This window comes from Arthrobacter sp. zg-Y1116 (assembly GCF_024385485.1).
Classification (GTDB): domain Bacteria; phylum Actinomycetota; class Actinomycetes; order Actinomycetales; family Micrococcaceae; genus Arthrobacter_B.
In genome coordinates, this window is the sequence record NZ_JANFLR010000002.1 from 249,781 (window position 1) to 263,946 (window position 14,166).

Here is a 14,166-nt window from a genome sequence, read left to right on the forward strand (position 1 = left end):
CCCTTCGTGAGCAAGTGCTGCATCAACCCGAGCATCCTCTCGGCCGACTTCGTGAACCTCGAAGCCGAGCTGCAGCGGATCAGCGCCGCGGACGCCGTGCACGTGGACGTTATGGACAACCACTTCGTACCGAACCTGACCATTGGCCTGCCCGTGGTGGAACGGATCCAGCAGGTGTCCGCCCTGCCGTTGGACGCGCACCTGATGATCGCCGACGTCGACCGCTGGGCGCCGCTGTACGCCGAAGCCGGCCTCGCCTCGGTCACGTTCCACGTAGAAGCGTCGACGGCCCCGATCAAGCTCGCCCGCGACCTGCGGGAGCGCGGCGCCAAGGCCGGCATGGCCCTGCGCCCGGCCACCCCGGTGGAACCGTACCTGGACATGCTGTCCGAACTGGACATGCTGCTGATCATGACGGTGGAGCCGGGCTTCGGCGGGCAGAAGTTCCTGGACGTCACGCTGCCCAAGATCCGCCGCGCTGCCGAGGCCGTCCGCGGCTCCGGGCTGCCGCTGGCCATCCAGGTGGACGGTGGGATCTCCCCGGAGACCATCGAACGGGCCGCGGAGGCCGGAGCGAACGTGTTCGTGGCCGGGTCGGCGGTGTACGGCGCTGGTGATCCCAATGACGCTATCCGCAAACTGCGCGCATCTGCCGAGGCTGCTGTGCAAGAATAGTTAGCAACAAACGTGCTCCGGGGTCGGTGTAATTCCGAACCGGCGGTTATAGTCCGCGACCCGCACTGCTGATCCGAGTAATCGGGGCAGCGGTTCGGTTGAATCGGTGAAATTCCGATACCGACAGTTAAAGTCTGGATGGGAGAAGCACGTGCAGTTTGTTGTTCCGCCGGCTTTGCCGACCCTTCGAGGTCCCCTTTTGCAGGGGTGACCCCTCGACCCGGTCGCACCCTGGCGACGCATCGTACTGTCGTACCCCCGGAGCACCCGCTTAGGGATAGGACGACATGGATTTTCTACGGTGGCTCTTCGAGGCACAGATTCCGGTGGGCTCAAGCTCACTGCTGGTGCGCGAACTTGTGGGCAACATCTTCGGGCTGCTCAGCGCCTTCGGCGGTATGCGCCGTAAAGTCTGGGCCTGGCCCGTCGGCATCCTGGGCAACCTGCTCCTGCTGACCGTCTTCCTTGGCTCCATGTTCGGCGGCGCCGATACGGCCACGCTGCTGGGCCAGGCCGGCCGGCAGATCATGTTTATCGCCGTGTCCATCTACGGCTGGCGTCGCTGGCAGCAGAGCAAGTCCCACGGCGAGAGCGCGGTGACCCCGCAGTGGGCTTCGGGCCGGGAACGCATCGGGCTGGTGACCATCATGCTGCTGGGCACCGTTGCCCTGACCCCGGTCTTCGCCCGGCTCGGTTCCTACGAACCGGTGTGGGCCGACGCCTGGACCTTCGTCGGCTCGCTGCTGGCCACTTACGGCATGGCCAAGGGCTGGGTCGAGTTCTGGCTCATCTGGGTGGCCGTGGACATAGTGGGCGTGCCGCTGCTCTTCAGCGCCGGTTACTACGCCACAGCGTTTATGTACCTCTTCTACGGCGGCTTCACCCTTGCCGGATTCTTTGTCTGGTGGAAGGCCAAGCGGGACGAGAAGCCGCAGGTGGAAGTGATGATGCCGGACCCGCGGACCCGGTAGCCGTGACCTAAACCAGGAGGCGCACCATGGAACCAGCCAGCACCAGCGTCAGCAGCTTCATCGACGGTGTGGCATCTCCCGTTCGCCGCCGCGACGCCCAGACCCTGGTCGCGCTGATGACGCGGATCACGGGCGAGCAGCCGGCTATGTGGGGGCCGTCGATCGTCGGCTTCGGCAGCTACCACTACAAATATGCCAGCGGCCGGGAGGGGGACGCCGGCGCGGCGGCATTTTCTCCGCGCAAGGGCGCCACCACGGTTTACCTTCCTGACGGCGTGGACGCGTACACGGAGCAACTGTCCCGGCTCGGCGACCACACGACGGGTGCTGGCTGCCTGTACATCAAGGACTTGGCGAAGGTGGACCTCGAGATCCTCGAAGGAATCATCGCCGAGTCCTACCGTCGCGTCAGCGCAGATGATTTCGGCAGCGGCGGCTGAATCCGATAACCAGTAGGTTAGGGATAGGCTTACCCGGCTCGAGCAAAGGGACAATCGGATCCAGTTTGGCTGCCCGTCGGATATCAGAGGCAATGGAAAACGGGGGACCACCATGGGTGCGATGGATGACTTGCTGGGGCCGAACGAGGTCAAGACCCTGCACGATGCGCTGGCCGGCGCGGCACCCGGTGTCGATTGGGACGGGGTGCTGGCCACCCGGACCCAGCTGGAACCGTTGTCGCTGCGCGGCCGGACGGACGCCGTCGCGCACGCCCTCGTTAGCGCACTGGGCACCTATCCGGCCGCCGCGGCTGCGTTCCGCGCCGCGCTGGACGATCCGACCTTCACCGGTTGGGTGCTGTGGCCCGTCACCGAGGCTGCCGTAACTTTGGCACTGGCCGACGGCGGCACCCCGGCCTTCGACGACGCCTTAGCCCTGCTCGCGGAGCTGACCCCGGGGCTGACCAGCGAGTTCGCCATCCGGCGGCTGCTGAAGGCCGATCACAAGCGGGCGCTGGACATCATCCGAACCTGGACCGACCACCCCAACGAACACGTACGCCGGCTGGCCAGCGAGGGAACCCGGCCCTACCTGCCGTGGGCCGTCCGGGTACCGTCGCTGCTCGCTACATCGGGAGCCACGCTGCCGCTGCTGGATGCGATGCACAATGACGAGTCCGAATACGTGCGCCGGTCCGTCGCCAACCACACCAACGACCTCGCGCGGCACGCGCCCGAGCTCGTGCTGAAGGCGGCCGCACGCTGGCAGCAGACCGGCACGCCCGGTGCCATCTGGGTGGTGCGGCGCAGCCTGCGCACCCTGGTGAAAAATGGAAACCCGGGCGCGCTTGAGCTGATGGGTTTCACTCCAGCGGAGGTGCGCATTACCGGGCTGCAGACGGAGACAACCGTCCTGCAGCTGCCGGGCGAACTAACCTTCGACTTTGTCTTGAGCAACACCGGCGACGCTCCGGCCCGCCTGTCAGTTGATTACGCAGTGCACTACGTCAAGGCGAACAGGTCCACGGCCGAGAAGGTCTTCAAGCTGGCGACCGTGTCCCTGGAACCGGGGGAGTCCCGGCAGCTGAGCGGCCGGCACGGCTTCCGGCAGATGACCACCCGGCGGCATTACGCCGGTACGCACGCCCTGGAGGTGCAGGTGAACGGGGTCCGGCACGGCCGGCTGGAGTTTGATCTGGTGCTCTAGGCGCCGGCACCCTCCCCGCTGCGCGGCGGGGAGAAACCGACGAGGCTGTCGTTGATGCCGGCCAGGAACCGTGCGCCCACCGCGGTCAGCGAAATCTCCTTGCGCTTGGCTCCGGTCCGGGGTGCGGCAACCTCTGCGCTCTGTAGGAAGCCGGAATCCTGCAGCCGCTTCAGGCTCCGGTACATGCTCCGTTCGGTGATCGTCCATCCGGTGGCCGACGCGACGCCGGCTGCAATCCGGGCGACCGTCACCGGTTGCGCAGCTTCAACGACCCGAAGGATCACCGGCGTCAGCATCGATTTCTTATAGGTCTCCACCCAGGACTCGATCCGGGCTTCCACCCATTCCTCGTCCTCCGTGGGGCGGGCCATGCTCAGTCCTCCCAGCCGCGGCCCAGTGCCGCACCGGTGAGGTGGACCAGCAGCCCGAGCCCCCAGGCCGCGCTCATCACCAGGGTTGCCCCGAACCATGGCGTTCCCAGAAGTTCGGCGGCGGCTCCGTCGCCCCCCGCGGTGAACGCCCGCAGCACCGCGTGCGCATTGAACGAGGTTGTCACGGAGACGAAGGCGATCGCATGCGCGACGGCGAAACCGAAGCGGACCCGGGTGAGTTTCCGGGCGTTGCGCCACATCCAGACGGCAATTCCGGCGGCGACGGCGCCGGTCAGGACTCCGGCGAGGACGGTGACTGTGCCGCCGGTCAGGGCGATCAACGCCTGGACGAGCAGCATGGCCGCAACCAGGGAGAGTGTGTACGGCAGCAGAAGCGAGCGGGCATTGACGGTGGGCTGTGGCAGGGTGTTTGTGTCCATGCCTGGGGACTGTACCAGTGGAACAGTACCAGCGGTAGGCGTAATTGCCGCGGCGCTTTAAGTGCTGGGATGCCCGCGTTGGTACGGGCTATTCTCGGGGGATGAAGACCATCGTGCTGGATGAGGCGCGCCGTGCCGCAGTGCAGCGGCGTACCCTCACCGCGGTTGTCCTCAGCCAGATTCTCGGTGGGGCGGGCTTGGCCGCGGGCGTCACGGTGGGGGCACTCCTGGCGCAGGACATGCTTGGGTCGGAGGGGTTGGCCGGCCTGCCGGCGGGGCTGATTACCCTGGGTTCCGCGCTGGCGGCCTACCTCGTGGGAAGGGTTACCCAGCGGGCCGGACGGCGGATCGGACTCGGGTCCGGGTTCCTGGCCGGCGGTCTCGGTGCGCTGGGCGTGGTCCTGGCTGCTGTGGTGGACAGCCCTGTTCTGCTGTTTACGGCCTTGTTCCTATATGGGGCGGGAACGGCCACCAATTTGCAGGCTCGATATGCCGGAACGGACCTGGCGCTGCCGGACCGCAGGGGACAGGCCATCAGCATTGCGATGGTCTCGACGACGTTCGGGGCGGTTGCCGGACCCAATCTGGTGACGCCCATGGGCCGCTTCGCCGAGGGCTTGGGTATTCCCGCCCTGGCCGGCCCCTTCCTCCTTGCCGGAACAGCGTTCCTGGCCGCCGGCGTCGTACTGCTGGTGCTTTTGCGCCCGGACCCGTTCTTGCTGGCACGCCGGTTCCGGAACCAGGCAGCGGATCCGATGCCGAGCACCGTCGGCGAAGCAGCGGTACGTCCGGGGACCGGAGTCTACGTGGGTGCCGCCGTGATGGTGCTGACCCAGATCGCGATGGTGGCGATCATGACCATGACGCCGGTGCATATGCGGGCCCATCACCATGACCTTGCCGCGGTCGGAATGGTTATCGGGGTGCACATCGGCGCGATGTATCTGCCGTCGCTCGTCACGGGGATATTGGTGGACAAACTCGGACGTACTCCAATGGCTATCGCCTCCGGGGTCACCCTGCTCTTGGCCGGAGTCACTGCAGCCTTCGCGCCGGGGGAATCCCTGGGCCTGCTGATCCTGGCCCTCGCCCTGCTCGGCATGGGCTGGAACTTCGGCCTGATTGCCGGCACGGCACTGGTAGTCGATAACACGTCGCCGGAGATCCGTCCCCGCGTCCAAGGCAAGATCGACGTGCTGGTTGCCCTGGCCGGGGCCGGAGGCGGAACCTTGTCCGGCGTGACGATGGCCGGCGCCGGCTACGCCGCACTCGCCCTTTCCTGCGGCATCCTGGCCTTGCTGCTGATCCCGGTGCTGTTCTGGGCCCGGCGTAGCAAGGCAGTGGAAAGGTACTAGTCGCGGACCGCGGCTACCGCTTCGATCTCTACGAGTTGGTGGTCGTAACCCAGCACTGTGACGCCCAGCAAAGTACTGGGGGCGTCGTGGCTGCCGAAGGCATCCCGAACTACTTCCCAGGCGGTGACCAGGTCCGCTTGGGCACTGGACGCAACCAGCACCCGCGTGCTGAGGACGTCCTCGAGTGTCGCCCCGGCGGCCTTCAGCGCAAGCTCCAGGTTGGCCATGCACTTGGCCGCCTGGCCGGCATAGTCGCCGATGGCCGCCGTCGAGCCGTCTTCCTCCAGCGGGCAGGAGCCCGCTAGGAAGATGAGCCTGGCGTCCGCGGGTGCCGTGGCGGCGTAGGCATACTCCGCGGCGTCGGACAGCTGGGTGGAGCGAATGAGGGTTACCAAGGAGGACTGCGGGGAGACTGACATGGATGCAGTCTAAGCGGGCGCTAGATCGACACCCGAAGACCGAGCGATCTACAAAACCACCAGGCGCTGCAGGCTCACCGGGGCGACAAAACAGCAGCAGCGCGTTCGAGCGCACCCGGCACGATGGAGTAGTAGGCCCAGACACCGCGCTTCTCACGGTGCAGGATGCCGGCGTCGACCAGGATCTTCAGATGATGGGACACCGTTGGCTGGCCGAGGCCGATCGGCTCGGTGAGGTCGCACACGCAGGCTTCCTTGTTCTCCTGGGCGGCGATCATCGAGACCAGGCGCAGTCGGGTCGGCTCGGCCACGGCCTTGAGCAGCTGGGCGAAGCGCTGGGCGTCTTCGATGCTCAGCGCTTCAGAAGTCAGCGGGGTGCAGCATGCCTCGACGGCGGGAGCGGGAACTGTCAGTGCAGAGGTCACCTGCCCATTATGCACAGATTGACAGGTATCGATATATCCCGGGATACTCGACATCGAAGGATATCGATATTCTTCAATGCAGTTCGCCCTGTCGATGTCCCGCCGAGGAGCTTTGTGAGCACGTCCACCGCACCACCCCAGACCGGTCAGGTCACCGGCCGGCTTTCGACGCTTGACCGGTTCCTGCCGGTGTGGATCCTCGCCGCAATGGCCGTCGGGCTGCTGCTGGGCCGGTTCGTTCCGGGCATCGGTCCCGCGCTGGACTCGGTGAAGGTGTCCAATGTGTCGCTGCCCATCGCCGTCGGCCTGCTGGTGATGATGTATCCGGTGCTGGCCAAGGTCCGTTACGACGAAACCTCGCGGGTGATTGCCGACCGGAAACTGATGATCACCTCGCTGGTACTGAACTGGGTGGCCGCACCGGCGTTTATGTTCGCCCTGGCCTGGATTTTCCTGCCGGACCTGCCCGAATACCGCACCGGGCTGATCATCGTGGGGCTGGCCCGCTGCATCGCCATGGTGATGATCTGGAACGACCTTGCCTGCGGTGACCGCGAAGCCGCCGCCGTGCTGGTCGCCATCAACTCCGTTTTCCAGGTGCTGGCCTTCGGCGCGCTGGGGTGGTTCTACCTGCAGGTCCTGCCCGGCTGGCTCGGCCTGGAAACCACCAGCGCCGGCTTCTCCTTCTGGGCCATCACCGCCAGCGTGCTGGTTTTCCTGGGCATCCCGTTGCTGGCCGGCTTCCTCACCCGCACCCTCGGTGAAAAGGCGAAGGGCCGCGACTGGTACGAGGGCACCTTCCTGCCGAAGCTTGGCCCGTGGGCGCTCTACGGCCTGCTGTTCACCATCGTGCTGCTGTTCGCCCTGCAGGGGGATGAAATCACCTCGAACCCGCTCGACGTCGCCCGCATTGCCCTGCCGCTGCTGGTCTACTTCCTCGTGGTCTTCGGTGCCGGCATGCTGCTGGGCAAGCTCCTGGACCTGGGCTACGCCCGCACCACCACGCTGGCCTTCACCGCCGCGGGAAACAACTTCGAACTCGCCATCGCCGTGGCGATCGGCACCTACGGCGTGACCTCCGGGCAGGCGCTGGCCGGCGTCGTCGGCCCCCTGATCGAAGTCCCCGTCCTGGTCGCCCTGGTCTACGTCGCCCTTTGGGCGCAGAAGAAATACTGGCCCGCCGCCACCCCTGCCGCCACCCCTGCCGCCTCCACAAACGCCACCACAGAAAAGACGAACCGATGAGCACCGAAACCGCAGCCAAGCCCTCCGTCCTGTTCGTCTGCGTGCACAACGCCGGACGGTCGCAGATGGCCGCCGCGTACCTGCGACACCTCGGCGAGGGGCGGATCGAAGTCCGGTCCGCCGGATCCGCTCCCGCCGACTCGGTCAACCCTGCCGCCGTCGAAGCCATGGCCGAAGAGGGCATCGACATGTCCGCCGAGCTGCCCAAGGTGCTGACCACCGAGGCAGTGAAGGAGTCCGACGTCGTGATCACCATGGGCTGCGGCGACGCCTGCCCGATCTTCCCCGGCAAGCGCTACGAGGACTGGAAACTCGACGACCCCGCAGGCCAGGGAGTGGACGCGGTCCGACCCATCCGCGACGACATCAAGACCCGGATCACCGCACTCATCGCCGACCTCCTGCCGGCTTAGCAAAACCTTCGTACTCCTTGAGGAAAAGCACCAATGAACACTGAACTGTCCCAGCTTCCCGTCGCCGTCATCGGGTCCGGCCCCGTGGGCCTGGCGGCCGCCGCGCACCTGCTCGAACGCGGACTGACTCCGGTCATCTTCGAAGCCGGCGACGCGCCCGCCTCGGCCGTGCGCGCCTGGGGGCACATTCGGCTGTTCTCGCCGTGGCAGTACGACGTCGACGCCGCCGCCCGCCGCCTGCTCGCCGGCACCGGCTGGCAGGAACCGGACGCCGAGACCCTGCCGACCGGCGTGGAACTCCTCGAGCAGTACCTGCAGCCGCTGGCTGCCGTGCCCGCCATCCGGAACGTGCTGCACACCAACAGCGAAGTTGTTGCCGTCAGCCGGGAAGGCCTGGACAAAACCCGCACCGGCGGGCGCGATGCCACTCCGTTCCTGGTCCGTGTCCGGACCGCCGACGGCACAACCGCCGATCACCGGGTCCGCGCCGTCATCGACGCTTCCGGCACCTGGAACTCCCCGAACCCGCTGGGCTCGGCCGGACTCGCAGCACCGGGGGAGGCCGCCGCCTATGCAGAGGGCTTCATCACGGCGCCGCTGCCGGATGTCACCGGCCGGGACCGCGACCGGTTCGCCGGCAAGCACATCCTGGTGGTCGGTGCAGGCCATTCGGCGGCCAACACGCTGCTGGCGCTGGGGGAGCTGGCCGAGCAGGAACCGGACACCCGGATCAGCTGGGCCATCCGCCGGTCCTCGGCGGCCAGCGTGTACGGCGGCGGCGACCTGGACGGACTGCCGGCCCGCGGCGCGTTGGGCAGTCGGCTGCGGACCCTGGTCGAGGAAGGCCGCATCGAACTGCACACCTCGTTCACCATTACCGGCTTCAAGAGCTCCGGCAGCCTCGCCGTCATCGGGACCACTCCATGCGGGGAGACGCAGTTGGACGTCGACCTGCTGGTTCCGGCCACCGGCTTCCGGCCGAACCTGGACATGCTCCGTGAAATCCGGCTGGATCTGGATGCCGCCGTGGAAGCTCCGCGGGCGCTCGGGCCGCTCATCGATCCGGAATTCCACAGCTGCGGCACCGTGACGCCGCACGGCGCCCGGCTGCTGTCCCACCCCGAGAAGGACTTCTACATCACCGGGATGAAGTCCTACGGCCGGGCACCGACGTTCCTGATGGCCACCGGCTATGAGCAGGTCCGTTCCATCGCCGCGGCCCTTGCCGGGGACCAGAAGGCGGCCGACGACGTCGAACTCGTCCTGCCCGAAACCGGGGTCTGCTCCACGGATCTGGGCGGCAGCTGCGATACCGTGGCCGGCTGCGATACCGACGCCACCGCTGCGCCTGCCGCTGAGTCCTGCTGCGGTGTGCCGGAGCCGGCAGCTGCTACGCCCGCTGCTGAGTCCTGCTGCTCGGCGCCGGAACCGGCAGCTGCTGTGCCCGCTGCTGAGTCCTGCTGTGGGACGCCGGAACCTGCAGCTGCTGCACCCACTGCTGAGTCCTGCTGTGGGACGCCGGAACCTGCATTCCTCGGTATTCCTACCGGACTGGAACACGGCCGCTCCGGAGAACAGGGGAACTAGTTCCGGGATACGATGCGGCAGTCCACCCGCTACTACGTCCCGGAAGGAACCGGCCGATGAACAACGCCGCAAAAGGGTGGCTGCTCCTGTCCGCCGCCATCCTGGCTGAAGTGACGGCGTCGCTCTCGCTCAAAGGTGCGCTGGAGCATGCCGGTCTCTATGCCGTGGTCGCGGCCGGCTATCTAGGCTCCTTCATCCTGCTCGCCGGCGTCCTGCGCGCCGGCATGGCCTTGGGTGTCGCGTACGGCGTCTGGGGCGCAAGCGGCGTCGCCCTGACCGCCATCGGCTCCCTGGTCTTCTTCGGCGAACCGCTCACCCTGCTGATGGGCATCGGCATTGCCGTTGTCATCGCCGGGGTGCTCTGCGTCGAACTCGGGTCCCAAGCGGCACATGAGAAAGCCGAAACCGCATAATGGCCTACCTGTTCCTGATCGGCGCGATCGTCTTCGAAGTAGCCGGCACAGTTTCCCTCCGTCTCGCCGTCGACGACAAGCGCTGGTACGCCGGAGTCGCCGTCGGCTATCTGGTGGCGTTCGGCATGCTCACCCTCACCCTCGCCCACGGCCTGCCGCTGGGCATCGCCTACGGGATCTGGGCGGCGGCCGGCGTTGCACTGACTGCGGTTATCGGCAGGGTCTTATTCAAGGAACCCTTCACCTGGCTGATGGGCCTGGGAATAGTCCTTATTGCCGGCGGTGTGCTGCTCATCGAACTGGGCGCTGTGCACTGACGACAGCAGGATCAGTTGTCCCAGACGAAGGCGCGGGGCCCATTGCGGGTCCCGCGCCTCGGTGTTCCCTTAGCTGATTACTGCCAGGTCGGGCTCATGCCTTCCGGATAGCGGGCACCGAATCCGCCGGTCGGAAGGATCTCTTTGATGCGGGCCAGGTCGGCATCAGTGAGACTGAGGTCAACGGCGCCGACGTTCTCCTCGACGCGCTTGGCACTGCGGGTGCCGGGGATCGGGACGATGTGTTCACCCTGTGCGAGCAGCCAGGCAAGGGCGAGCTGCGCCACGGTGGCGTCCTTGGATGCGGCGAGTTCAGTCAGCTTACGGGTGGCGTCGACGTTCTTCTCGAAGTTGCCGGGCTGCCATCGGGCGTCCCAGCTGCGCATGTCGGTCTCGTCATACTCGGCTGCCGGCTTCGCGGTGCCGGTGAGGAACCCGCGCCCGAGGGGTGAGTAGGGCACGAACCCGATGCCGAGCTCGTTCAGGACGGGGAACAGCACCTCCACGTCGCGCTCGAAGAGGGAGTACTCGGTCTGAAGGACCGAGACGGGCTGCACGGCATGGGCGCGGCGCAAGGTCTCCGGGCCAGCTTCGCTGAGACCGAAGTACTTCACCTTGCCGGCATCGATAAACTCCTTCACGGTCCCGGCGACATCCTCGATGGGAACGCTGGGGTCCACCCTGTGCTGGTAGAGCACATCGATGTGGTCTACGCCGAGACGACCCAAGCTGTTCTCGACGACGTCGCGGATGTGTTCCGGGCGGCTATCGAAACCGCCGTCGCGCGTGAAGCCGAACTTCGTGGCGATGACAACCTCGTCACGGAAGCTCTTCACGGCCCGGCCAACGATCTCCTCGTTCGCACCCCAGCCGTACAGCTCGGCTGTATCAAAGAACGTCACGCCCAGCTCATGCGCTTTCTGGATCGCAGAAATGCCTTCCTGCTCATCACCGGGACCGTAGGCAAGCGAGATGCCCATTGAGCCGTAACCAATGGCGGAAGTGGTCAGGCCTTGGCTGCCCAGAGTGCGTGTCTGCATGATGTCTCCTCTTTCGTGGATCGAGCGGCGCCGGAAGGGCTGGTGCGCCGTTGAGCCAGCGACGAATGGCTACCCATCGAGGTCCCGACGGCGAAAACCAGTGAAACCGATCAGTAGGAACACAGCGGTGACGGCGGAAATTCCCGTCAACCCGGCCCATCCTTCGTCGTCGACGGAAACGTTGGGAACGTGCCAGAACGGACTGATCGCCAGTACCCAGTCCCAGAGCCTGAACGTCGGGCCCAGCAACGTGAGCACGAAGGAAATAAAAACACCGGCCCAGGACGCGATTACCACCTGCGGCCGTGCACCGACGACCGCCACCGAAACGGCGGTGGCCGTCCACATGGCCGGAACGGTCACCACGGCCTGCAGGAGAACCTTGCCGGCGTCGATGCCCAGGTCTCCGGAGGCCAGCACCGTGATGATGGCTCCAGCGAGAAGCAGGTAGATGGTTGGTGTGGCCAATGCGAGCATGACGTTTGCCGTGAAGTAACGGGAGCGCGGAACGGCGGCGGCCAGAACGGGCTCCAGCCGGCCCGCGAGCTCCTCGGTCCGCACCTTCTGCAGGATCTGCACGCCGGGAATGGCCGCAATGATTCCGGCAAGGCTCAGAATCGTCACCAGGAAGGCCGGCGCGAGAGCCTCCGGCGTGGCGGCACCGGAGGCGAGAACCGAGGCGGCAGCACTGTCACCGCTCAGGATGTCCTTAAAGGAGCGGGCAAAAAATCCGAAGACCACCCCGATAATCATGAATGCAATGGTCCATGTCAGGATCGGGGCGCGGTTCAGCCGGACCGCCAGGCTCCATGGAGTTCCAACTCTGCCCCGGGCCGGGCCGGGATCGGGAACGATGGCCCCCTGCCCGAAGTCGCGCCGCGACTGCAGCAGGAAGGCTACACCGAGCAGGACCAGGGCGAGGGCCACTGCGGGAAGCAGCGGCCACCAGTGGTTGCCGCTGGCCGGCCGGGTTTCGGTCATCCAACTTAACGGATTGGTCCAGGACATCCAGTCCGGTGCCTCCACCGAATACAGGAATCCGCGCAGCAGGAACAACGCGCCGAAGGTGCCCACGGCCAGCGAGTTGGCCGTCCGCGCATCGGATCCTAGCTGCGCGGTCACAGCGGCGACCGCAGCAAACATCCAACCGGTGGCAGCGAACGTTGCTCCCAGCAGCAGGGAGGCATTCCAGCCGCCGCCGCACCAGGCAGTGACGACCCCGGCGACGGCTCCGAGAGCCGCCGAGCCGATCAGGGCCAGGCTGACTCCCGCCAGCAGGCGGCTGCCCCGGCCCAGCACACCGGATGCCAGAAGCTCGGCCTGTCCGGAGTCCTCCTGGCCCCGGCTGGACCGGGTGACGGTGAAAATCGATCCGAGGGCGGCGAGGAAACCGCCCAGGGCGAGGCTGCGCCAGGCATTGAAGCCGTCGTCGGTGCTCAGATCGTAGGCCGGTCCGAAGATCAGGCCCAGTGCCGGGTTGGAGCCAATGGCAAGCGCTAGTCCGAGGCGGTCCTGCTGGGTGGGAAAGACCCATGGGTAGACGAGTACGGAGGACGCAGAGAGTGCCGTCGCGATCAGGATCCACGGCACAAAGCTACGTCCGTCGAACCGGACAGTAGCACGCAGCAGCGGTCCGGTACCCGTCAGGGCGTTGCTCATGGGCGCGCCCGTGTGGAGGGGGCGTCGTCCTCGTACAGCCGCAGGAAGAGGCTCTCCAGCGAGGGCGGTTCGACGGTCAGCGATGTGATGCCGAACGGGGTGAGTGCTGCCATTGCCTCACCCACCCGTGCGGACTCCACCACAGCCGTGAGTTTGCCGCCGTCCAGGTGCACGTCCTCGAATGCGGCCAGCTGGCCGGGCTGTGGGTCACGTTCCAGAGTGGCGTGGACGGCGACGGTGGTATGCCCGCGAAGCTGGGCCAGTGTCCCTTCCTCCACGATCCGTCCGTCCCGGATAATGCTCACCCGGTCCGCGAGGGTTTCAACTTCGGCGAGAATATGGCTGCTGAGCAGCACCGTGGTGCCGCGTTGCTTTGCCTCGCCGATCACTTCCTGGAAGACGTTCTCCATCAGCGGGTCCAGACCGCTGGTTGGCTCGTCAAGGATTAGGAGCTCGACGTCGGAGGCCAGGGCGGCGACGATGGCCACCTTTTGCCGGTTACCCTTGGAGTACTGGCGGCCCCGCTTCGCGGGATCCAGCTCAAACCGCTGGATCAGTTCCGCCCGCCGCCCCTCGTCCAGGCCGCCGCGGAGCGATCCCAGCAGGTCGATGGCCTCGCCGCCGGTCATGCCCGGCCACAACGCGACATCGCCCGGCACATAGGCAAGCCGGCGATGCAGCGGCACGGCCTCTCGCCACGGATCCTTTCCCAGGACCTGCAGGGCTCCGGCGTCGGCCTTCAACAGTCCTAGGAGCACACGGATAGTTGTTGACTTCCCGGCGCCGTTTGGCCCCAGGAAACCGTGCACCTGCCCACGCTGAACTTGGAGGTTCAGCCCGTTCAGAGCCTGGAATTTCCCGAAAGATTTCTCGAGCCCCTGAACACTGATGGCCAACTCCGCGCTCATAGCCTCCCCGTTCCCTAGCCGTCCCTACAGTTAGTGTGCTGGTACATCCACCATGGTGACCAATGTTTTCCCCTGCCTGCCTGCCTGTTGGCGGCAATTCTGGACTGGACATGCCTCGTCATCACCACATGGGAACTTCACAAACGCTGGCCGGGCTCAAGGCTCATTATCGACGACGACAGCGCCGTCCCGTTCATGGTTACCAGTACCAGTACGGACAAAGCCAAAGTGGTCGTATAAGTTCCGAAGTCGGAAACCGTCGACGCGAGCCAAAACCGGAC

17 protein-coding genes and 1 riboswitch are annotated in these 14,166 nt (G+C 66.3%); of the genes, 10 read left to right on the forward strand and 7 right to left on the reverse strand.

The genetic code is table 11. The features are described 5' to 3' along the window. Positions 1-6 precede the first annotated feature (6 nt). The 4 genes from rpe to NNX34_RS07885 all read left to right on the forward strand — a co-directional run bounded on the left by rpe (position 7) and on the right by NNX34_RS07885 (position 3,293). Positions 7-675: a ribulose-phosphate 3-epimerase gene (rpe, locus tag NNX34_RS07870; protein ID WP_229952130.1), complete on the forward strand. Its 669-nt coding sequence runs from the start codon at positions 7-9 to the stop codon at positions 673-675. Positions 676-683: 8 nt separating this feature from the next. Further along, positions 684-830: riboswitch (FMN riboswitch) on the forward strand. 132 nt (positions 831-962) lie between these two features. Further along, on the forward strand, positions 963-1,646 hold the full coding sequence (pnuC, locus tag NNX34_RS07875) for a nicotinamide riboside transporter PnuC (RefSeq protein WP_229952129.1): 684 nt from the start codon (positions 963-965) through the stop codon (positions 1,644-1,646). A gap of 26 nt (positions 1,647-1,672) precedes the next feature. Continuing rightward, complete coding sequence (locus tag NNX34_RS07880) at positions 1,673-2,086, forward strand: DUF1801 domain-containing protein (RefSeq protein ID WP_255765961.1); 414 nt, start codon at positions 1,673-1,675, stop codon at positions 2,084-2,086. Between the two features lie 121 nt (positions 2,087-2,207). Then, positions 2,208-3,293, forward strand: coding sequence for a DNA alkylation repair protein (locus NNX34_RS07885; protein ID WP_255765962.1), 1,086 nt, complete (start codon positions 2,208-2,210; stop codon positions 3,291-3,293). On the opposite strand, the gene NNX34_RS07890 is transcribed toward NNX34_RS07885, so the two are convergent. After that, entirely contained in the window at positions 3,290-3,664 is a 375-nt protein-coding gene (locus NNX34_RS07890) for a PadR family transcriptional regulator (RefSeq protein WP_255765963.1), read from the reverse strand. The two genes, NNX34_RS07885 and NNX34_RS07890, sit on opposite strands and share 4 nt — an antisense overlap. 2 nt (positions 3,665-3,666) lie before the next feature. Continuing rightward, entirely contained in the window at positions 3,667-4,104 is a 438-nt protein-coding gene (locus tag NNX34_RS07895; protein WP_255765966.1) for a hypothetical protein, read from the reverse strand. A gap of 101 nt (positions 4,105-4,205) precedes the next feature. Here NNX34_RS07895 and NNX34_RS07900 point away from each other — a divergent pair, with 101 nt between their 5' ends. Continuing rightward, positions 4,206-5,459, forward strand: coding sequence for an MFS transporter (locus NNX34_RS07900; RefSeq protein ID WP_255765968.1), 1,254 nt, complete (start codon positions 4,206-4,208; stop codon positions 5,457-5,459). On the opposite strand, the gene NNX34_RS07905 is transcribed toward NNX34_RS07900, so the two are convergent. After that, the gene (locus NNX34_RS07905) at positions 5,456-5,878 is read right to left on the reverse strand and encodes a RidA family protein (RefSeq protein WP_255765969.1); all 423 of its coding nucleotides are present in this window, start codon (positions 5,876-5,878) and stop codon (positions 5,456-5,458) included. The genes NNX34_RS07900 and NNX34_RS07905 overlap by 4 nt on opposite strands. 74 nt (positions 5,879-5,952) lie before the next feature. Next, positions 5,953-6,303, reverse strand: a complete 351-nt coding sequence (locus NNX34_RS07910; protein WP_255765970.1) for a metalloregulator ArsR/SmtB family transcription factor — start codon at positions 6,301-6,303, stop codon at positions 5,953-5,955. Between the two features lie 114 nt (positions 6,304-6,417). On the opposite strand from NNX34_RS07910, the gene arsB reads away from it, so the two are divergent. The 5 genes from arsB to NNX34_RS07935 are packed head-to-tail and all read left to right on the forward strand — an operon-like array spanning position 6,418 to position 10,278. Then, positions 6,418-7,548 (forward strand): ACR3 family arsenite efflux transporter, encoded by a 1,131-nt coding sequence (gene arsB, locus NNX34_RS07915; protein WP_255765971.1) that lies wholly within the window; start codon positions 6,418-6,420, stop codon positions 7,546-7,548. Beyond that, entirely contained in the window at positions 7,545-7,961 is a 417-nt protein-coding gene (locus NNX34_RS07920) for an arsenate reductase ArsC (RefSeq protein ID WP_227922172.1), read from the forward strand. Before arsB ends, NNX34_RS07920 begins: the two co-directional genes overlap by 4 nt. A 33-nt stretch (positions 7,962-7,994) precedes the next feature. After that, entirely contained in the window at positions 7,995-9,548 is a 1,554-nt protein-coding gene (locus tag NNX34_RS07925; protein WP_255765972.1) for an FAD-dependent oxidoreductase, read from the forward strand. A gap of 56 nt (positions 9,549-9,604) precedes the next feature. After that, a complete protein-coding gene (locus NNX34_RS07930; protein ID WP_255765973.1) occupies positions 9,605-9,961 on the forward strand; it encodes a multidrug efflux SMR transporter in 357 nt (118 codons plus the stop codon). Next, a complete protein-coding gene (locus NNX34_RS07935) occupies positions 9,961-10,278 on the forward strand; it encodes a multidrug efflux SMR transporter (RefSeq protein ID WP_255765974.1) in 318 nt (105 codons plus the stop codon). The genes NNX34_RS07930 and NNX34_RS07935 overlap by 1 nt, the downstream gene beginning before the upstream one ends. Positions 10,279-10,355: 77 nt before the next feature. On the opposite strand, the gene NNX34_RS07940 is transcribed toward NNX34_RS07935, so the two are convergent. The 3 genes from NNX34_RS07940 to NNX34_RS07950 form a co-directional block, all read right to left on the reverse strand. Beyond that, entirely contained in the window at positions 10,356-11,318 is a 963-nt protein-coding gene (locus NNX34_RS07940; protein WP_255765975.1) for an aldo/keto reductase, read from the reverse strand. A 69-nt stretch (positions 11,319-11,387) separates the two neighbouring features. Further along, on the reverse strand, positions 11,388-12,977 hold the full coding sequence (locus NNX34_RS07945; RefSeq protein ID WP_255765976.1) for an ABC transporter permease: 1,590 nt from the start codon (positions 12,975-12,977) through the stop codon (positions 11,388-11,390). After that, positions 12,974-13,885, reverse strand: a complete 912-nt coding sequence (locus tag NNX34_RS07950; protein ID WP_255765977.1) for an ABC transporter ATP-binding protein — start codon at positions 13,883-13,885, stop codon at positions 12,974-12,976. The genes NNX34_RS07945 and NNX34_RS07950 overlap by 4 nt, the downstream gene beginning before the upstream one ends. Between the last annotated feature and the right edge of the window lie 281 nt (positions 13,886-14,166).